We start from the raw sequence: 17,776 nt of genomic DNA on the forward strand, positions 1-17,776 counted from the left end.
CGGAACGGCGAGGGGTGTCCTCGCCGTTCCTTGATCGTTACTCTGTCGTGACCGTATCCATGCATGAACCGGCCCAGCCGTCCACCAGTGATCAGCTCACCCGAGTCCTCTACGGCGACAACTTCCTCCAGGAGCACGGATTCTGGCGGCGGCTGCTCACAACAGAACCGTTTCGGCGCTCCGGTGGCGGTACGCCCGACGAGCGGCTCGCCCTCTCCTACCACCGCCTGCGCATCCTCAACGACACGCTCGACAGCGGCGCGAGGCTGGCCGCGGACCCCCGCGCGCTGGCCGCCCTGCACGAATGGCTCGGCCCCGTCGACCCGGCACTGACCACCGTCGCGGGCATCCACTACAACCTCTTCCTCGGCTCCCTCCTCGACCACGACCCCGGTACACCGCGCGACCTCTCGGACTTCCTGGAGCTGCGGTCCATCGGCACCTTCCTCTGTACGGAGGTGGCGCACGGCAACGACGCGGCGGCCGTCGAGACGACCGCGACGTACGACCGCGAACGCGACGGCTTCGTCCTGCACACCCCGCACGCCGGGGCCCAGAAGTTCATGCCCAACACCAGCCCCGCCGGGGGCCCCAAGACCGGCGTGGTGGCCGCCCGGCTCCTCGCCGACGGAACCGACCACGGGGTCTTCCTCTTCCTCGCCCCGCTCACCGACGACCTCGACGCCCTGCCCGGCGTACGGGTACGGCGGCTGCCCGCCCGCATGGGCTCCCCGGTCGACCACTGCCTCACCTCCTTCGACCGGTACTTCGTCCCGCGCGAGGCCCTGCTCGCCGGGGAGCAGGGGCGGATCGGCGAGGACGGGCGGTTCACCAGCGAACTGGCCAACCGCAGAAGGCGGTTCCTCCTCTCCATCGGGCGCGTCACCCCCGGCAAGCTCTCCATGAGCGCCTGCGCGGTCGGCTCCGCCCGGGTCACCCTCGCCATCGCCGTGCGGTACGCCGGACACCGGCTGGTCTCCGGATCGCGGGGCGCGCAGCGGGTGCCGGTCTACGCCCACCGCACCCACCACGGCCCGCTGGCCGGGGCGATGGCCACCGTCTTCGCGATGAGCCTCCTCCACCGCAGGGCCCTGGACCGCTGGGAGTCCGCCCCCGCACCCGACCGGGACGAGGCCGAGCGGCTGGTCGCCGTAGCCAAGGGGTGGATCACCTGGCGGGCGCGGGAGGTCATCGTCGAGTGCCGGGAGCGGTGCGGGGCGCAGGGGCTGCTGGAGAACAACGGCATGACCGAGCTGTTCACCGGCATCGAGGGCGCGATCACCGCCGAGGGCGACAACCTCGCCGTCCACGCCAAGGCCGCCGCCGAGATGCTGTTCAGCGTCACGGTCCGGGACGAGGACGAGGAGGAGGGGCCCGGCGAGCTGGACGACCCGCGCTTCCTCGGCCGACTGCTCGCGGCGGTGGAGGACATCTGGTTCGACCGCGCCCGGGATCGGATCAGCGCCGCCCCGGCCGGTGACCCGCTCGGCCGGTGGAACGCCGCATCGGGTCCTGCGCTGCGCGGGGTGGAGGCGTACGGCTACCGGCAGGCGAGCGAGGCGTACGCGCAGGCCGCGACCGCCCTGCCCGGGGGGCCGGCCCGTGAGCGGCTGACCGAACTGCACCGGCTCTTCGCCCTCCAGTGGGTCGCCCGCAACAGCGGTGACCTGCTGGCCGCCGGACGGCTGACCGCCGAACAGGTGTCCTCGCTGCCCGACGCGGTGGAGCGGCTCATCGCGACCGTCGCCCGGCACGCCCCCGCGCTGGTGAAGTCGTTCGCGCTGCCGGAACGCCTGATGTCGGACTGGCCGATCGCCGGACCCGGTTACGCGGACGCCTACGACGATCCGGAGGGGTCCTGGCACCGGCACCGCAGGGCCGGGGTCGGGGGCCGCACGGTGGACTTCCGGCGGCCCGTCTGTGGCAGCAAACGGCGTCCGCTGCGCGAGAAGGTGGCGGCGCTCGGTACCCGCGGAGTGCTGCTGGCGTACTGGGGAACCACGTCCGTGCTCTCCCGGTGGTTCGAGAAGTCGCAGGTGAGCGTAGACGAATCGGTTCGCCCCAGGGCGTAACCGGAAGATCGTCATCCAGTTACATCGGGCGGTGGGGTTGCGTTCAACTACCCGCCGTTCGTGAAGCTGCCGACGAGCCGCCGATGCGCTGCCGACGAGCAGTCGATGAGCTGTCGATGAGAGGAAACACCGTGAAGACCCAGACCATCCACCCGAAGATCACCGAGGTGCTGACCGAGACGTTCAAGGTGCCCGCAGCCGAAATCCTGCCGGAGTCCACGATGGACAGCCTGGAGATGGACTCCCTGGCGGTCGCCGAGTTCGCCGTCATCATCAAGGAGACCCTGGGCGTCGCCGCCGACTCCGAGAAGCTCTACAAGGACGCCACGCTCGCCGACATCTCCGCGTTCATCGACGTGGCCGTCGGCGGCGAGGCGGCAGGCAGTGCGGTGCCGGTGAGCAACACCCGATGAACCGACCCGCCATCGCCGTCACCGGCCTGGGGATGATCACCCCGGCCGGCCACACCACCGACACCACCTGGGACGGGATCTGCCGCGGCGAGTCCTTCGCGCGCACCGTCCCCGAACTGCACGGCTGCGCCGTCGACTTCGCCTGTACGGTCACCGGCATCGACCTGGACGGGGCGGTCGGCGGCCGCACCGCCTTCCGCATGGGCCGGTACGTCAAGTTCGCCGTCCTCGCCGCCCGGGAGGCGGTGACCGATGCCGGGCTCGACCCCGCCCACTGGGACGGCGCCCGCGTCGCCGTCGTCGTCGGCACCAGCAGCGGGGGATCCGCCGGACTCACCGAACAGGCCGTCGCCCTGGAGCGGCGCGGCCCCGAGGCCACCTCGCCCTCGGGCATCCTGCTCACCATCCCGAGCATGCCCGCGGCCGAGATCGCCATCCAGATGAAGGCCACGGGCCCCAGCCTGGCACCGTGCACCGCCTGTTCCTCCGGGGTGACCGCCCTCTCGGTGGCCCGCGACATGCTGGCGCTCGGGCAGTGCGACATCGCGATCGCCGGAGCCACCGAGTCGATCGTCTTCCCGGTCGCCATGACCGGCTTCGCCCGCTCGGGCGCGGCGGCGCTGCGGGACGGGGACCCCGCCCGTCTCTGCCGTCCCTTCGCCGCCGACCGGGCCGGGCTCGTCATGGGCGAAGGCGCCGCGATCATGGTCCTGGAGCGGGTCGACGACGCCCGCGCCAGGGGAGCGGTCCCCCGGGCGCTGCTGGCCGGCACCGGCGCCACGACCGACGCCCACCACCCCACCAGTCCGCACCCCTCCGGGGCGGTCGCCCAGGCCGCCGTGGACGCGGCACTGGCCGACGCGGGCTGGCGGGCCGAGGACGTCGACCACGTCAACGCGCACGGGACCTCGACCCCTCTTAACGACGCGACGGAAGCCGCTCTCATCGGCCGGGCCTACCCGCACCGGCCGCCCGTCACCGCCCCCAAGGGCGTCCTGGGCCACTGCATGGGGGCGGCCGGTGCCATCGAGGCGGGGCTGACCGTCCTGACGCTCCAGCACGGCATCGTCCCGCCGATCGCGAACCTGGACGCCCCTGACCCCGGGTTCGCCATCGACTGCGTCACCAAGATCCCGCGTGAGCTGCCCGTACGACGGGCCGTCAGCCACTCCTTCGGGTTCGGCGGACAGAACGCGGTGATCGCCCTGCAGGCTCCGTAAAAGGGGCGGCCGGGCCGGTGCGGCGGGACGATCCCGCGCCGCACCGGCCCGGCAGGGACCGGTACACGCACTGGCTCTGAGCTGCGCGAAGGCCCGTGATAGCTTGCCGGGGCCAGTCGAACCCCAGCGACGGGGTCAGGGAATCCGGTGCGAGACCGGAACTGACGCGCAGCGGTGAGGGGGACGGGCGGGGCCACGGCCACTGGAGCACACACGTGCTCCGGGAAGGCGTCCCGCCCGGACGAACCCGAGTCCGAAGACCTGCTGGCACCCGCGCCCCGCACCGGGGGCACGGGAACCGTACGACGGGCTCCGCGGCTGGGCCCAGAGACACCGAGGTCCTCCGTGCTGTCCAAGGCCACCCCTGCCCCGATACGCCCCGCCGCCCTGCTCGTGGCGGGACTCGTCCTGCTCACGGCCTGCGGCGGCGGATCCACCGCCCCGTCCGCCGACGGCGGCGACAAGGCCGACGGCTTTCCGCTCACCCTCAAGAACTGCGGGCGCACCGTCACCGTGAAGGCGCCGCCCCAGCGGGCCGTCTCGGTCGACCAGGGCTCGACGGAGATCCTGCTCTCCCTCGGCCTCGCCGACCGGATCGCGGCCACCGCCACCTGGAGCGACCCGGTCATGAAGGGCCTGGAGAAGGCCAATGCGGGCGTCGAGCGCATCTCCGACAACCGGCCCTCCTCGGAGAAGGTCCTCGACAAGGAGCCCGACTTCCTCAGCGCCTCCTTCGCCTCCACCCTCGCCAAGGGCGGTGTCGCCCCCCGCGAACAGTTCGAGAAGCTGGGCGTCCCCACCTACATCTCGCCCGCCGACTGCATCGGCAAGGACAACAGCGGTGGCGGCGACGGAGCCCGTACCGAGCCCCTCACCATGGACAGCGTCTACACCGAAGTCCGCGAACTGGCCCAGGTGTTCGGCGTCCCCGAGCGCGGCGACGCCCTGGTGGAGAAGCTCCGGGCCCGGGTGGCGAAGGCCACCGACGGCATCGACGCCTCGAACGCCTCCCTCCTCTACTGGTTCTCCGACTCCAAGGCCCCCTACCTCGCGGGCTGCTGCGGCGCCCCCGGCGTCATCACCCGGGAGCTCGGCGCGAAGAACGTCTTCGACGACACCCACGACGAATGGCCCCAGATCAGCTGGGAGACCGTCGCCGACCGCAACCCCGACGTCCTGGTCATCGGCGACCTGAGCCGCACGATCCAGACCGCCGAGAGCGCCGAGAAGAAGATCGAGTTCCTGGAGTCCAACCCGGTCACGAAGACCATGGACGCCGTGAAGAACCGCCGGTACGTGCTGCTCAGCGGCCAGGCCATGAACCCCACGATCCGGACCGTCGAGGGACTGGAGCGCGTCGCCGCCGGGCTGCGCGACTTCGGGCTCACGGGGTGAGCGGCGGGCATCCGACGGTGAAGGCTCGCGAGGTGAGCGGCGGCAGCCCGACGGTGGAGCGGCCCACTGAGGTACGGCGGGTCGGCGCGCCGGTCCAGGCGCTGATCTGGACCGGCGGACTCCTGCTCCTGCTGCTCTCCGTCGCCGTCGCCGTCACGATCGGGCCCGCCCGGATCTCCGTCCCCGACGTCTGGTCCGCCGTCGCCTCCCACCTCGGCTTCGGCGCATCGGAGCTGAGCCCGATCCGGGACGGCATCATCTGGAACCTGCGCATGCCCCGCACCCTGCTCGCCGCCGTGTGCGGCGCGGGACTCGCGGTGTGCGGCACGGTGATGCAGTCCCTGCTGCGCAACCCGCTCGCCGACCCCTTCGTCCTCGGCGTCTCCTCCGGGGCCTCCACGGGGGCGGTCGTGGTGGTCGTCCTCGGCGTCGGCGGGGGAGCGGTGTCGCTGTCGGCCGGGGCCTTCGCCGGGGCCATCTGCTCGTTCGCCCTGGTCATGCTCCTCAGCCACACCCTCGGCGCCACCACCGACCGGGTGGTGCTCTCCGGGGTCGCCGCGATGCAGCTCTTCTCCGCCCTGACCTCCTTCGTCGTCATGACCTCCGCCGACGCCGAGCAGACCCGCGGGGTGCTGTTCTGGCTCCTCGGCTCGCTCAGCGGCGTCGGCTGGAGCGAGGTCGCCCTCTGCACCGCCGTCCTCGCCGGCTGCCTGGTGGTCTGCCTGGCCCACGCCCGTACGCTCGACGCCTTCGCCTTCGGGCAGGACGCCGCCGCCGCGCTCGGCGTCAATGTAGCCCGCACCCGGATCGTGCTGCTGTGCACCACCGCCCTGCTGACCGCGGCCCTCGTCAGCTCGGCCGGGGCGATCGGCTTCGTCGGCCTGGTGCTCCCGCACGCGGCCCGCGCCCTCACCGGCTCCGGGCACCGGCGGCTGCTGCCGGTCACCGCACTCGCCGGGGCCGTCTTCCTGGTCTGGGTCGACACCCTCGCCCGCACGGTCCTGGACCCGCAGGAGGTGCCCGTCGGCGTGGTCACCGCGCTGATCGGCGTCCCCGCGTTCGTCCTCGTCCTGTACCGCACCCGGAGTACGTCATGAGCGCTTCCACGGGCCTGCGCGCCGAGCGGGTCGGCCGGGCGGCCGGCGGCCGGCTCATCCTCGACGGGGTGGACATCACCCCGCCGCCCGGCGCCACCGTCGGACTGCTCGGCCCCAACGGCTCGGGCAAATCGACCCTGTTGAGGATCCTCGCGGGCCTCCTCGCCCCCGACACCGGCGTCGTCACCCTCGACGGCGACCCCCTCGCCGGTCTCGGCCGCCGCACCGTGGCCCGCCGGATCGCCGTGGTCGACCAGCACGCCGTCACCCAGGTCGACCTCAGCGTCCTGGACGTCGTACGCCTCGGCCGCATCCCGCACCGCCGCGCCTGGTCCGCCCCGGACCGCGCGGACGAGGAGGCCGTCACCGACGCCCTGCGGCGCACCGGCCTCGCGGACCGGGCCGCCCAGTCCTGGCACACCCTGTCCGGCGGCGAACGCCAGCGCGTCCAGATCGCCCGCGCACTGGCCCAGCAGCCCCGCGAACTCCTCCTGGACGAGCCGACGAACCACCTGGACATCCAGCACCAGCTGGAACTGCTCGCCCTGGTCGCCGAACTGCCCCTCACCAGCGTCATCGCCCTGCACGACCTCAACCTCGCCGCGATGTTCTGCGACCGGATCACCGTGATGAAGGCGGGCCGGGTGGTCGCGGGCGGCACCCCGGCCGAGGTCATCACCGAGGAACTCATCGAGGACGTCTACGGGGTCCGGGCGGTCGTCACCCCGGACGGGCCGGACGGACGTCCCTCGGTACGGTTCCTGCCGCGCCGCTGACCGCGAGGCCAGGGCCGCGCCGCTGACCGCCGGCGACCCGGCCCCGCCCCGCACAGCCCTCCGGGCGGACCCGTTCGCACGGGCCCGCCCGGAGGCCGAGGACATGGGAGCGGCCTTCCGGCCGCCGAAGGGGGTACGCCGTCAGCGACGGCGTCCCTGGCCGAACTCGCCACCGGTGTCCTTGCCGGTGTCCATGTCCTTGCCGTCGCCGTAGTCGATCTTCTCCTTGCGGATCTCGGCGGAGACTTCCTTCTGCTCGGTGACCTTGTTGGTCTCCAGGCGGACCCGCTCCACCGGGACGGCCTCCTTGCGGACGGTGGCGCGCTCCGCGTGCAGGGTGACCTCCACGTCCTGCTCGCCGAAGTCCGTGGTGCCGGTCACCTTCTCGCCGGGCCGCAGCGGCTCGCGGACCACCCGCACCTCCTCGTGGGAGACCGGCACGGACCGGGTGACCTCCTCGGTCACCACGTACTTGTGCAGCCTCGCCCGGCCGCTCTCGTACTCCTCCGTACCGACGTGCAGCTGCTCCTCGGAGCGGATCATCTCCTCCTTGCCGCTCAGGTCGGCGGCCCGGGACGTCCCCGCTCCGGCGCCCGCCAGCGGACGGGACGTGGCGGACATGTCCGTGTCGCGGTGCTTGCCCGTACCGGCCATGCCTGCTGCTCCGGTCGCCTTGGCGTTTGGCGGCGTGCCCGTGCCACGGGCCGCACCTGCCGCACCCGCACCGGCCGCGCCCATGGCGCCCGTTCCGGCGACTGTCCGGGCGTCGGCACCGGTGCCGGTGCCCTTGCCGGTGTCACCGAGGTTGCCGGACTTCCTGGTCAGGCCGTAGTGCCGGTAGAGCTCCTCCTCCTCGGCGACGGAGAGGTGCGCGTCCGCGTCCACGCGGGGCGCCTCCTTGACCGTGTCCTTGGAGTGCGAGACGTGCAGGTCGGAGCCCACTCGACGGGCCCCGGCGAGCGGTACGAAGCTCTCCTTCATGCCGAACATGCCGGTCTTGACCGTGACCCAGTCGGGCTTGCCGGTGTCGTCGTCGACGTACACCCGGCCCACACTGCCGACCTTCTCGCCCTCGTTGTCGTACACGGTCAGACCGTCGAGCTCTCCGGAATCCGTGAAACCGTCAGCGGCTCCCATAACCGAACCCTCCTCGCTGGGCGCGCCCTGTGGGTGGCTCCACCAGATGTGGCACGTCCGGCTTCCATCGCGCCTCACCCGGTTGGACGCTGCAACCGCCCGGCCACCCGGCCGAAGGGGCCCCGGAGGCCCGGCGGTCCCTCCTGGCCCCGTACGAGGGCGCTGGGCGGCCCCCGGATCAGTTAGGCCAATCGGGTGAGCGGATACGGGGCCCGCATATGATCGGCGGAGCACGGCAGCCCCGGGAGGACGGGCCACCGCCGGTCCCGCCGAGCCACCAGGGGTGCGCCATCCGTTCCGTACGCGTCCAGCTGCCCGCCCGGCGCAGGGAACCGGCCGGTGAACTGCGCGCGGAACTGCGCGACCGGCACGAGGACGGACACCACCTCCACCACCTCGTCTGGCGGCTGGCCCCCTCCCTGCGGGTCTGCAGCAGCGCGGTGCTCGGCGGCGGCATCGGCCCCCGCGCCTGGATCCTCAACGCCCAGGTCCCCGGCGGCTACCCACGCCTCGACCCGGACCGCCACCTCGCCGAGATCGCCGCCGCCGAGGGGCTCAGCGGCCCGGGCGCCGGGCTGATGACCGCCGCCGAGGTCGCCGCGTACACGACCGGCCACGACGGCGGTGTCACCGCGACCGTCACCACGGGCCTGGGCGTACGGGGCTGGGCGGCGGCCCCCGCGAGCGCCACCCACGCCCCGCACCGGCCGGGCACGGTCAACATCGTCGTCACGCTCCCCACCGCGCTCTCCGACGCCGCCCTGGTCAACGCCGTCGCCACCGCCACCGAGGCCAAGGTGCAGGCCCTCCTGGACGCCGGACTCGACTGCTCGGGCACCCCCACGGACGCCGTGTGCGTCGCCGCCCCCGAGCCGGGGCCCGACGGCGGCGAACCCTTCGCCGGACCCCGCTCCGCCTGGGGCGCGCGGATCGCCCGCGCCGTGCACACGGCCGTACTGGCGGGGGCCCGTACAGCGCGGTGACGGGGCTCAGACCACCGTCACGGCATGCCGCACCACCGCGTCGAACAGGTACCCCTGCGTGTTGTGCGCCGTCGCCTTCGGCTGCGTACGCCCCGACCGGTCCGTGGCCCGGGCCAGCAGCTCCGTCGCGCCCTTCTGCGTCGGCACCCAGTCCGCCGACCACCGCACCCAGCTCCCGGCCCGGGGCTCGTCGTGCAGCCGGGCCCGCCGCCAGCGCCGACCGCCGTCGGTGCTGACCTCCACCGACTTCACCGGCGCGCCGCCCGACCAGGAACGGCCGGTCAGCACCGTACGGCGAAGAGCGCGGAACGAGGCGCCCTGCGCCAGCTCGAACGCGCTCTTCAGCGTCTGCCGGGTCAGCGGGGCGCTGCCCTCCGGCGGATGTCCGGGACCGAACAGCCGGTAGAGGCCGGTGTTCCACGGGGTGAGCAGCGGCTCGGCGCTCACCTCGATGTCACCGACCCACTTGATGTTGGCGATGCCCACCCACGACGGCGCGATCACCCGGACCGGATACCCGTGGTCGGGCGGCAGCGGCTCGCCGTTCATCTCGTACGCGAGCAGCACATCGTCCAGCGCCTTCGCCACCGGCAGCGGCCGGCGCACCCGCCCCAGGTTCACGCCGTCCGTGACGACCTCGGCGTCCAGGCCGCGCGGCAGCACATCCACCGCGTGCCGTCCGATCCCGGCCCGGCGCAGCACATCCCCCAGCCGCACCCCGCGCCAGCGGGCCGTACCGATCGCCCCGAGCGTCCACGCGGTACCGCTGACCGTCTGCCCCTGCTGCGAGGCGAAGAAGCTGCGCCCGTTGCCCGCGCACTCCACGAACGCGGTACGGGTCACCGAGGGCAGCCGCAGGAGATCCGCGTAACCGAACTCCACCGGGCCGCCCTTGAGCCCGTCGCCCCAGACCGTCAGTTTCCAGGTGTCCCGGTCGATCCGCGGGGTGGCGGTGTGGTTGCGGACGAAGAACCGGTCGGCGGGGGTGAGCAGTCCGGTGCCCTTCAGCGCGGCGAAGTTCGTCTCCGCGTTGGTGCCGCGCAGCGTGAACAGCTCCGGGGGCAGCGGCTTGACGACTCCGGGCAGACCGTCGGCCGCCGGGGCGGCTGCCGCCCGTACCGGGGCGGCGACCGAGGCCAGCGGCACGGCGGCCGACGCGGCCGCGACGAGCTTCAGCAGATCGCGGCGGTCGATCCCGGCGGAGCGCGCTGCTCCGGCGGACCACTGCCGCAGCCGTATCCGGTCGTAGGCGTCCTCGGACGGTGGGGGAAGCGGGCTCATGGAAGCTCCTCGCGGAGAAGGGGGGACGGGGTGAGTGGAGATGGTGGCGGGAGCAACTCCCTTACGAAGGAGTCCACCTGGCCGGTCTCGATCAGGAAACCGTCATGGCCGTACGGGGAGTTGACGAGCCGCAGGGCATCGGAACCCGGCAGCAGTGCCGCCAACTCCCCCTGCTGGGACGGCGGGTACAGCCGGTCCGAGTCGACGCCCACGACCAGCGCGGGCATGTCCGCCCGGCGCAGCGCACGGGCGGTCCCGCCCCGGCCGCGGCCGACGTCGTGCCCGTTCATCGCCTCGGTGAGCGCCACATAGCTGCCCGCGTCGAACCGGCGCACCAGCTTCTGCGCGTGGTGGTCGAGATACGACTCCACCCGGTAGCGCCCGCCGCGTCCCGGCTCCTCGCCCGGCTGCGGCTCACCGCCGAAACGGGAGCCCAGCTCGGGCTCGCTGCGGTACGTGATGTGGGCGATGCGGCGCGCCTGGCCGAGGCCCCGGTGCGGACCGCCGCCGGGCGGGGCGCCGTGGTAGTCGCCGCCCCGCCACCCCGGGTCGGAGCGGATGGCGCCGATCTGCACCGAGCCCCAGGCGATCTGCTCGGCGGATGCGGCGGCCGGAGCGGCGAGCACCAGCAGCGAACCGGTGCGCTCCGGCCTGCTCACCGCCCACTCCAGGGCCCGCATACCGCCCATCGAGCCCCCGACCACGGCCGCCCACCGGCCGATGCCCAGCACATCGGCCAGCGCCGCCTCGGCCGCCACCTGGTCCCGTACCGTCAGATACGGGAACCGGGAGCCCCAGGGCGCTCCGTCGGGCCCCGGGGAAGAGGGGCCCGTACTGCCCTGGCAGCCGCCCAGCACGTTCGGGGCGACGACGAACCACCGGTCGGTGTCGAGCGCCCGGCCCGGCCCGACCAGCGGGTCCCACCAGCCGGGGGCGGGGTGACCGGGTCCGGCCGGCCCGGCCGCATGGCTGTCGCCCGTCAGGGCGTGCAGGACCAGTACGGCGTTGGAACCGTCCGCCGCCCGCTGCCCCCAGGTCTCGTACGCCAGGCGCACCCCCGGTAGCCGGACGCCGGACTCCAGGGGCAGCGGGTCCTCGATCGCCGCCCAACGGCGACGACCGGGCGGATCCCCCTCCCTCCGGCCGCCGGAGGCCGGAGGCCGGAGGGAGGGGAAGTGCGGTGGGCGCGGCGCCACGGTTCAGGACGCCGCCTTCGCGGCCCGGAACCCTGCTTCCAGGTCGGCCTTGAGGTCGGCCACGTTCTCCAGGCCGACCGACAGCCGCACCAGGCCCGGCGTGGCACCGGTGGCGATCAGCTGCTCCTCGGTCAGCTGGCTGTGCGTGGTGGACGCCGGGTGGATGATCAGGCTCCGTACGTCACCGATGTTGGCGAGGTGGCTGAACAGCTCGACCGCGTCCACGAACTGCTTGCCCGCCGCGGCCCCGCCCTTCAGCTCGAAGGCCAGCACCGCTCCGGTGCCGCGCGGAAGATAGCGCTGCCCCGCCTCGTACCAGCGGTTCGACGGGAGACCCGCGTAGTGCACGGTCTCCACCTCGTCGCGCTGCTCCAGCCAGCGGGCCAGCTCCAGCGCGTTGGAGGTGTGCCGCTCCAGCCGCAGGCTCAGCGTCTCGACGCCCTGGAGCAGCAGGAACGCCGAGTGCGGCGACAGCGCCGGGCCCAGGTCCCGCAGCAGCTGGACGCGGAGCTTGATGGCGAAGGCGCCCGGGCCCAGCGCCGGCCAGTACCGCAGTCCGTGGTAGCTCGGGTCGGGCTCGTGGAAGTCGGGGAACCGCTCGGCGTGCGCACCGAAGTCGAAGGTGCCGCCGTCCACGACGACCCCGCCGATGGTCGTGCCGTGCCCGCCGAGGAACTTGGTAGCGGAGTGGATGACGATGTCCGCGCCGTGCTCGATCGGCCGCAGCAGGAACGGCGTCGGCACGGTGTTGTCCACGATCAGCGGGACCCCGGCGGCGTGCGCGGCGTCGGCCACCGCACGGATGTCCAGCACGTCGCCGCGCGGGTTGCCGAGCGTCTCGGCGAAGAACGCCTTCGTGTTGGGCCGGACGGCGGCCTGCCACGCGGCCACGTCCTCCGGGTCCTCGACGAACGTCACCTCGATGCCGAACCGGGGCAGCGTGTGGCGGAAGAGGTTGTAGGTGCCGCCGTAGAGGGAGGGCGAGGAGACGATGTGGTCACCCGATCCCGCCAGTGTCAGGAGCGCCAGGGTCTCGGCCGCCTGGCCGGAGGCGAGCGCCACGGCGGCGACACCGCCCTCCAGCGCGGCGATGCGCTGCTCCAGCACGTCCTGCGTGGGGTTGTGGATACGGGTGTAGATGTTGCCGGGCTCGGCGAGGGAGAACACGTCGGCGGCGTGCTGGGTGTCGCGGAAGACGAACGACGACGTCTGGTAGATCGGCACCGCGCGGGCGCCCGTCGTCGGGTCCGGGGCGGCCCCGGAGTGGATCTGCTTGGTCTCGAACGACCAGGCGGCGCCGGGTTCCTGCCGGTTGACGTCCTCGGGGGTGTGGCCTGCGGTGACGGAGTCGAGGGGCTGGCTCATGTGGTTCCTCGCACGTGGTTCGGTCGCCGTACGGCGTACGTCCGCCGGTCGGCGGAAGCCCGGGGTGGCGACGGGCTGATTACGGACCGTAGGACGTGCCGGACCGGCCCGGAAGCGTGTCGCCCGCCTGGCCATGAACCTGCAATACGGCGGCAACGCAAAGGCCGGTCCGGGGATCCGGACCGGCCTTTGCGTTGCCGCCGTGCTTGTGTGCCGAGGGGTGATTCGACGGTGTGGGGCGAGACTCCCGGGTGAGCGGGGTTCACTCCTGGGTGAGCATCCCGCTGCGCAGCTTGCCCAGCATCCGGCTCAGCAGCCGGGAGACATGCATCTGGGAGATCCCGAGCTCCGCACCGATCTGGGCCTGCGTCAGCTCCTGGCCGAACCGCATGTCGATGATCAGGCGCTCCCGCTCGTCCAGCTCGCCCAGCAGCGGTGCGAGGGTGTGCAGGTTCTCCACGGTCTCCATGGCGGGGTCCGGCCCGCCCAGGACATCGGCGAAGGTCCGTCCGCCGGTGTTCTGAGGACCGGATTCCGCGGAGTCGGTCGGCATGTCCAGGGAGCCCGCGGTGTAGCCGTTGGAGGCGACTATGCCCTCGGTGATCTCCGCCTCCTCCATCCCCAGGTACTCGGCCAGTTCCTGGACCGTGGGGTCCCGGTCGAGGTCGCCCGCCAGGGTTTCCTTGGCCTTGGCGATGTCGACCCGCAGCTCCTGGAGGCGCCGGGGCACATGGACGGCCCAGCTGGTGTCCCGGAAGAACCGCTTGATCTCACCGACGATGTACGGGACGGCGAAGGAGGTGAACTCGACCTCCCGCGACAGGTCGAAGCGGTCGATCGCCTTGATCAGCCCGATCGTGCCGACCTGGATGATGTCCTCCATGTCGCCGCTGCCCCGGTTGCGGAAGCGGTTGGCGGCGAACCGGACCAGCGACAGGTTCATCTCGATGAGGGTGTTGCGCGCGTACTGGTACTCGTGCGTGCCCTCCTCCAGGACCTGGAGACGGTCGAAGAAGAGCCGCGACAGCCGGCGCGCGTCCATGGGGGCGACCTTGCCGGCGTCCTCGATCCACGGGAGGTCCTCCGTGGTGCTCGTCCGCTGCTCCGTACCGGTGCTCTGCGCGGTGTGCGCCGTCATCTCGTCACCCTCCCGTGGTCGTAGGCCGTGAGGTCTACTCGCCTGCCCGGCCGCCCGGACCTCATGCGTGCTGGAGGAATTTGATCTGGCCAGGTGGGGCGAGTCGGCCGAAAACAGACAGGGTTCGGCTCTGAAACGGCGTCATGGGACGGGCCGAGCCACAGGGGGCGCACAGAACCGCCCCACCGGTACGGGGGAGCCCGGTGGGGCGGTCGCCACCAGAGTGCCACAGCCGACGGGCAGTTGGGACCGGACCGGCGCGTATTGGCCGAGGGATGAGTCGAATTCGTCGCTCGCCCACGAGGGCGCACGCCGGTCCCCGCCGTGCTCCGGAACGTCTCCGTCCGGCGCCGCGGGGCCTGCCGGGCACCCCGGTTGATTGCGGCATCGTGAACAGTTCCCCGCCCCGGAATACGCCCTGCGCGCATCGGCTTTTCGCGGTTGGCGGGCGCGCGGCGCCAGGGCACCGGGGTGCCCGCCCGGAGGAACCGCGCGATGGACCGGAACGAGGGAGAGCATGCGCAAGCCGTACGCGTACGAAGAGTGCCGCGGAGGGGCGGCACGGGGCGGAGCCGAACGGCCCGATCCGATCGCCGGGGTGAGCCGGTGAGCACCCTCGACCCCATCACCCTGCAGTCGGCGGCCGACCCCGTGGCCGATCCCGGGACACCCCACCCGCTGGACAACCCCGCCCTGTCCTCGCTCACGGGCCCGCACCGCCACTTCGCCGAGCGCCGTGGCCGGATCCTGCGCTACCCCGTCGACGTCACTCCCTGGACCGCTCACTCCGACGTCCCGGACGCGCAGGACTGGGCCGATCTGGCGGCGCTCGCCGGTCCGGGCGGAACCATCAGCATGAACACGCTGCGGGTGGAGCCGCCGAAGGGCTGGGAGATCCTCCACCGGATAGCCGGTGTCCAGCTCGTCGATGTCTCGGTGGTCCCGGAGCCCGAACCGGAAGCCGTACGGCTCGGCCCGGCGGACGTGCCGGAGATGCTGGACCTGGTGGCGCGCACCCGCCCCGGCCCCTTCCTGCCGCGCACGGTGGAACTCGGCACCTATCTGGGCATCCGCCGGGGCGGGGCCCTGGTGGCGATGGCGGGGGAGCGGCTGCACCCGCCGGGGTGGACCGAGATCAGCGGGGTCTGCACTGACGAGTCCGTACGGGGGCAGGGGCTGGCGAGCCGACTGGTCCGGGCGGTCGCGTACGGGATCCGTGAGCGCGGCGAGACCCCGTTCCTGCACACCTCCGCCGCCAACACGGTGGCGATCCGGCTCTACGAATCGCTCGGCTTCCAGCTCCGCGCCCGCCCCGAGTTCCTCGCCGCCCTGGCCCCGGTGACGCTCCCGCCCGCCGACGGAACCCGCAGGCCCGCCCCGCGGTGACCCGGGCCGGCCGGCGGGTGGGGCCACCGGCTCCCGGCACCGGCTCCCGGCCCTCCGGCTCCCGCCACCTGCCCCGGGGCCGGGGCAGCCACCCCGGGTGCCGGAGGTCCCGGGCCGGACGTCCCGCCGCGGGACCTTCGGCACTGCCTCCGGGCCCTACGCCTTTTGCGCCCCGGCCCGGATCCCGGTCAACTGGAAGGGAACGTCCGAACCGCGGACGGCACCGAGCAGTGAACGGGAGGAGAGGGCGTGTCCCTGGGGAAAGGGCGCAGGGCACAAGGCCGGACAAGGGTCCTGCCGGGTACGGAGGCGGGCGCGACGGCCGCCACGGGCCGGATCAGGAGCTGGGTACTGGCCGTCGGGCTGGCACTGCTGAGCACGCTCGTCGTCCTCCTCGACCTGGCCACGGGCGACGATCTGCGGGTCATCCCCCTGCTGGTGGTCGTCCCGGCCCTGGCCTCCGTCTTCTGCACCCTCCGCCAGACGGTCTGGGTGGCGGTGTGGATCACGGTGGTCGTCGTCGGCTCCGGCCTCGGCGGCGACGGCACCTTCTGGGACTTCGTGTTCGGCATCGGCTTCACCGTGCTGGCCTGCGCCCTCGGCGTCGCCGCCTGCGCGGCCCGGATCCGGCACGCCACGGAGATGGCCCGGCTCCGCTCCGCCGCCGTCGCCCTGCAGCGCCAGATCCTGCGCCCCCTGCCCGTCGTCACCGACCAGGTCTTCGCGTACGGGCTCTACGAGCCGATCGAGGAGGACCGCTTCGTCGGCGGTGACATCTACGAGGTCGTCCAGTCGCCGTACGGCACCCGCGTGATCATCGGGGACGTCCAGGGCAAGGGGCTCCCGGCCATCGGGGCCGGGTTCGCCGCGATTGCCGCGTTCCGCGAGGCGGCGGTCCGTGAGCCGACGCTCACCGGGGTCGTGGAGGCCCTGGAGGACGCCGTCGTCCGGCACAACGTCTTCTCCGCCCAGACCGGCGAGGCGGAGCGCTTCGTGACCGCGCTCATCCTCGGGTTCGACGAGGGGGGCGATGTGCAGGCGGTGAACTGCGGCCACCTGCCGCCGCGGCTGCTGCACCAGGGCCGGTCATCGGCGGTCCCGCTCGACCGGACCTCCGTACCCCTCGGTCTCGCCGGTCTGAGCCGTGAGAGCCGTGCGGAGGAGTCGTTCGCCCTCCCGCCGGAGGCCACGCTCCTCGTCGTCACCGACGGGGTGACCGAGGCCCGTGACGCCGCCCGCGACTTCTACCCGTTCGACCAGCGGCTGGGCGACTGGGCCGGGCACGGCCCGCGCGAGCTGCTGGACGCGCTCCACGTCGACCTGGAGAAGTTCACCGGAGGCATCAGGCGCGACGACGTCGCGGCGCTGGCCCTGCGCCGGGCGCCCGGCGCAGGCAGGCCGCGGCCGACGGCCGCCGCCGAAGAAGTCCGGCCGGTCGCGGGTGCCGTGAGCGACTGAGCGGCCGCGCACGAGCCCTCGTATGTCCCCATGAGACGAATGTCGCATGGGGACATTTTCGGGTGTACGGTGCAGGTATGAGCCCGGAAGAGAAGGTCCCGGAGCGGAAGACGCCGGAGAGCGGGGCGCCGGAACGCAGGACACCGGAGCGGCGCAGCCGGAAGGCCCGCCGCACCCGCGACACGCTGGCGCAGGCCGCCTTCGAGCTGGTGCTCGACCGGGGACTGCGGTACGTCACGGTCGAGGAGATCGCCGAGGCCGCGGACGTCGACCGCCGCACGTTCAGTCGGTACTTCGCGAGCAAGGAAGCCGCCGCCCTCGACTCCCTGCGCGGCGACGGCGACCGGATCAACGAGGCGCTGCGGGCCCGCCCGGCCGAGGAGCCCCCGCTCCTCGCCTACCGGCGCGCCGTCCTCGACTGGCTCGCCGACCCCGAAGCGGAGCCCTGGCACCGCCGCCCCCGGATCTTCGACCTGCTGGTCGTCGCCGAGGAGGAGCCGACCCTCTACGCGGCCTTCCACCACATCCGGGTGGACGCCCAGGAGGACTCGGTCGCCATCGTCGCCGACCGGCTCGGGACCGACCCGCGCACCGACATCCGCCCCGCCGTGACCGTGGCGGCGGGGGCGGGCGCCCTGCTCGCGGCCCAGGCCGCCTGGGTGCGCGGGGGCCGCCCGGAGGCCCTGCCCGAGCTGGTCACCGAGGCTTTCGACGCCCTGTCGGCGGACCTGCTCACGGGGCCCGGCCGGGACCGGCGCGACAGCACCTAGGACGTGTCCGGCGGACACGCCCCAGGGCACCCCGGAGGACAGGGGACCCGCACAGCACCACAGAAGACACACAGCAGAAGAGGCACCCT

General features: G+C 73.2%; 15 protein-coding genes and 1 riboswitch. Of the genes, 10 read left to right on the forward strand and 5 right to left on the reverse strand.

Features of this window, described 5'->3' with window-relative positions; all coding sequences use genetic code 11:
- Positions 1 to 59 precede the first annotated feature (59 nt).
- The 6 genes from IE264_RS15930 (at position 60) to IE264_RS15955 (ending at position 6,973) form a co-directional block, all read left to right on the forward strand.
- Positions 60 to 2,072 (forward strand): acyl-CoA dehydrogenase family protein, encoded by a 2,013-nt coding sequence (locus IE264_RS15930; RefSeq protein ID WP_190167661.1) that lies wholly within the window; start codon positions 60 to 62, stop codon positions 2,070 to 2,072.
- A gap of 131 nt (positions 2,073 to 2,203) precedes the next feature.
- Entirely contained in the window at positions 2,204 to 2,485 is a 282-nt protein-coding gene (locus IE264_RS15935) for an acyl carrier protein (protein ID WP_229887555.1), read from the forward strand.
- The gene (locus IE264_RS15940; RefSeq protein ID WP_032754190.1) at positions 2,482 to 3,705 is read left to right on the forward strand and encodes a beta-ketoacyl-[acyl-carrier-protein] synthase family protein; all 1,224 of its coding nucleotides are present in this window, start codon (positions 2,482 to 2,484) and stop codon (positions 3,703 to 3,705) included. Before IE264_RS15935 ends, IE264_RS15940 begins: the two co-directional genes overlap by 4 nt.
- Positions 3,706 to 3,801: 96 nt before the next feature.
- Positions 3,802 to 3,988, forward strand: a riboswitch (cobalamin riboswitch).
- A gap of 62 nt (positions 3,989 to 4,050) precedes the next feature.
- On the forward strand, positions 4,051 to 5,100 hold the full coding sequence (locus IE264_RS15945) for an ABC transporter substrate-binding protein (RefSeq protein ID WP_032754192.1): 1,050 nt from the start codon (positions 4,051 to 4,053) through the stop codon (positions 5,098 to 5,100).
- 53 nt (positions 5,101 to 5,153) lie between these two features.
- Positions 5,154 to 6,197: a FecCD family ABC transporter permease gene (locus tag IE264_RS15950; RefSeq protein ID WP_043974111.1), complete on the forward strand. Its 1,044-nt coding sequence runs from the start codon at positions 5,154 to 5,156 to the stop codon at positions 6,195 to 6,197.
- The gene (locus IE264_RS15955) at positions 6,194 to 6,973 is read left to right on the forward strand and encodes an ABC transporter ATP-binding protein (protein WP_015606869.1); all 780 of its coding nucleotides are present in this window, start codon (positions 6,194 to 6,196) and stop codon (positions 6,971 to 6,973) included. Before IE264_RS15950 ends, IE264_RS15955 begins: the two co-directional genes overlap by 4 nt.
- Positions 6,974 to 7,114: 141 nt before the next feature.
- Here the strand turns inward: IE264_RS15955 and IE264_RS15960 are convergent, their stop codons facing one another.
- Entirely contained in the window at positions 7,115 to 8,110 is a 996-nt protein-coding gene (locus IE264_RS15960) for a PRC and DUF2382 domain-containing protein (protein ID WP_032754195.1), read from the reverse strand.
- 218 nt (positions 8,111 to 8,328) lie between these two features.
- Between IE264_RS15960 and IE264_RS15965 the strand changes: the two genes are divergently transcribed.
- Complete coding sequence (locus IE264_RS15965) at positions 8,329 to 9,093, forward strand: adenosylcobinamide amidohydrolase (RefSeq protein WP_051821693.1); 765 nt, start codon at positions 8,329 to 8,331, stop codon at positions 9,091 to 9,093.
- A 6-nt stretch (positions 9,094 to 9,099) separates the two neighbouring features.
- On the opposite strand, the gene IE264_RS15970 is transcribed toward IE264_RS15965, so the two are convergent.
- The 4 genes from IE264_RS15970 to IE264_RS15985 all read right to left on the reverse strand — a co-directional run bounded on the left by IE264_RS15970 (position 9,100) and on the right by IE264_RS15985 (position 14,073).
- A complete protein-coding gene (locus tag IE264_RS15970; RefSeq protein ID WP_032754198.1) occupies positions 9,100 to 10,374 on the reverse strand; it encodes a sulfite oxidase in 1,275 nt (424 codons plus the stop codon).
- The gene (gene metX / locus IE264_RS15975) at positions 10,371 to 11,570 is read right to left on the reverse strand and encodes a homoserine O-acetyltransferase MetX (protein ID WP_051821694.1); all 1,200 of its coding nucleotides are present in this window, start codon (positions 11,568 to 11,570) and stop codon (positions 10,371 to 10,373) included. Before metX ends, IE264_RS15970 begins: the two co-directional genes overlap by 4 nt.
- 3 nt (positions 11,571 to 11,573) lie before the next feature.
- A complete protein-coding gene (locus IE264_RS15980) occupies positions 11,574 to 12,935 on the reverse strand; it encodes a bifunctional o-acetylhomoserine/o-acetylserine sulfhydrylase (protein ID WP_078657349.1) in 1,362 nt (453 codons plus the stop codon).
- 262 nt (positions 12,936 to 13,197) lie between these two features.
- Positions 13,198 to 14,073 (reverse strand): RNA polymerase sigma factor SigF, encoded by an 876-nt coding sequence (locus tag IE264_RS15985; RefSeq protein WP_015606863.1) that lies wholly within the window; start codon positions 14,071 to 14,073, stop codon positions 13,198 to 13,200.
- Positions 14,074 to 14,679: 606 nt separating this feature from the next.
- Between IE264_RS15985 and IE264_RS15990 the strand changes: the two genes are divergently transcribed.
- From IE264_RS15990 to IE264_RS16000, 3 genes are all read left to right on the forward strand, one after another.
- Entirely contained in the window at positions 14,680 to 15,459 is a 780-nt protein-coding gene (locus tag IE264_RS15990) for a GNAT family N-acetyltransferase (RefSeq protein ID WP_373301918.1), read from the forward strand.
- 249 nt (positions 15,460 to 15,708) lie between these two features.
- Entirely contained in the window at positions 15,709 to 16,917 is a 1,209-nt protein-coding gene (locus tag IE264_RS15995; protein ID WP_032754202.1) for a PP2C family protein-serine/threonine phosphatase, read from the forward strand.
- 77 nt (positions 16,918 to 16,994) lie between these two features.
- The gene (locus IE264_RS16000) at positions 16,995 to 17,687 is read left to right on the forward strand and encodes a TetR family transcriptional regulator (protein ID WP_032754204.1); all 693 of its coding nucleotides are present in this window, start codon (positions 16,995 to 16,997) and stop codon (positions 17,685 to 17,687) included.
- The last annotated feature ends 89 nt before the right edge of the window (positions 17,688 to 17,776 follow it).

Source organism: Streptomyces microflavus (genome assembly GCF_014650075.1).
Lineage (GTDB): Bacteria > Actinomycetota > Actinomycetes > Streptomycetales > Streptomycetaceae > Streptomyces > Streptomyces microflavus.

Coding starts and splice junctions, on each gene's coding strand:
- IE264_RS15930 (WP_190167661.1), top strand. CDS start 60: ATGCATGAACCGGCCCAGCCGTCCACCAGTGATCAGCTCACCCGAGTC.
- IE264_RS15940 (WP_032754190.1), top strand. CDS start 2,482: ATGAACCGACCCGCCATCGCCGTCACCGGCCTGGGGATGATCACCCCG.
- IE264_RS15955 (WP_015606869.1), top strand. CDS start 6,194: ATGAGCGCTTCCACGGGCCTGCGCGCCGAGCGGGTCGGCCGGGCGGCC.
- IE264_RS15960 (WP_032754195.1), bottom strand. CDS start 8,110: ATGGGAGCCGCTGACGGTTTCACGGATTCCGGAGAGCTCGACGGTCTG.
- IE264_RS15965 (WP_051821693.1), top strand. CDS start 8,329: ATGATCGGCGGAGCACGGCAGCCCCGGGAGGACGGGCCACCGCCGGTC.
- IE264_RS15970 (WP_032754198.1), bottom strand. CDS start 10,374: ATGAGCCCGCTTCCCCCACCGTCCGAGGACGCCTACGACCGGATACGG.
- IE264_RS15980 (WP_078657349.1), bottom strand. CDS start 12,935: ATGAGCCAGCCCCTCGACTCCGTCACCGCAGGCCACACCCCCGAGGAC.
- IE264_RS15985 (WP_015606863.1), bottom strand. CDS start 14,073: ATGACGGCGCACACCGCGCAGAGCACCGGTACGGAGCAGCGGACGAGC.
- IE264_RS16000 (WP_032754204.1), top strand. CDS start 16,995: ATGAGCCCGGAAGAGAAGGTCCCGGAGCGGAAGACGCCGGAGAGCGGG.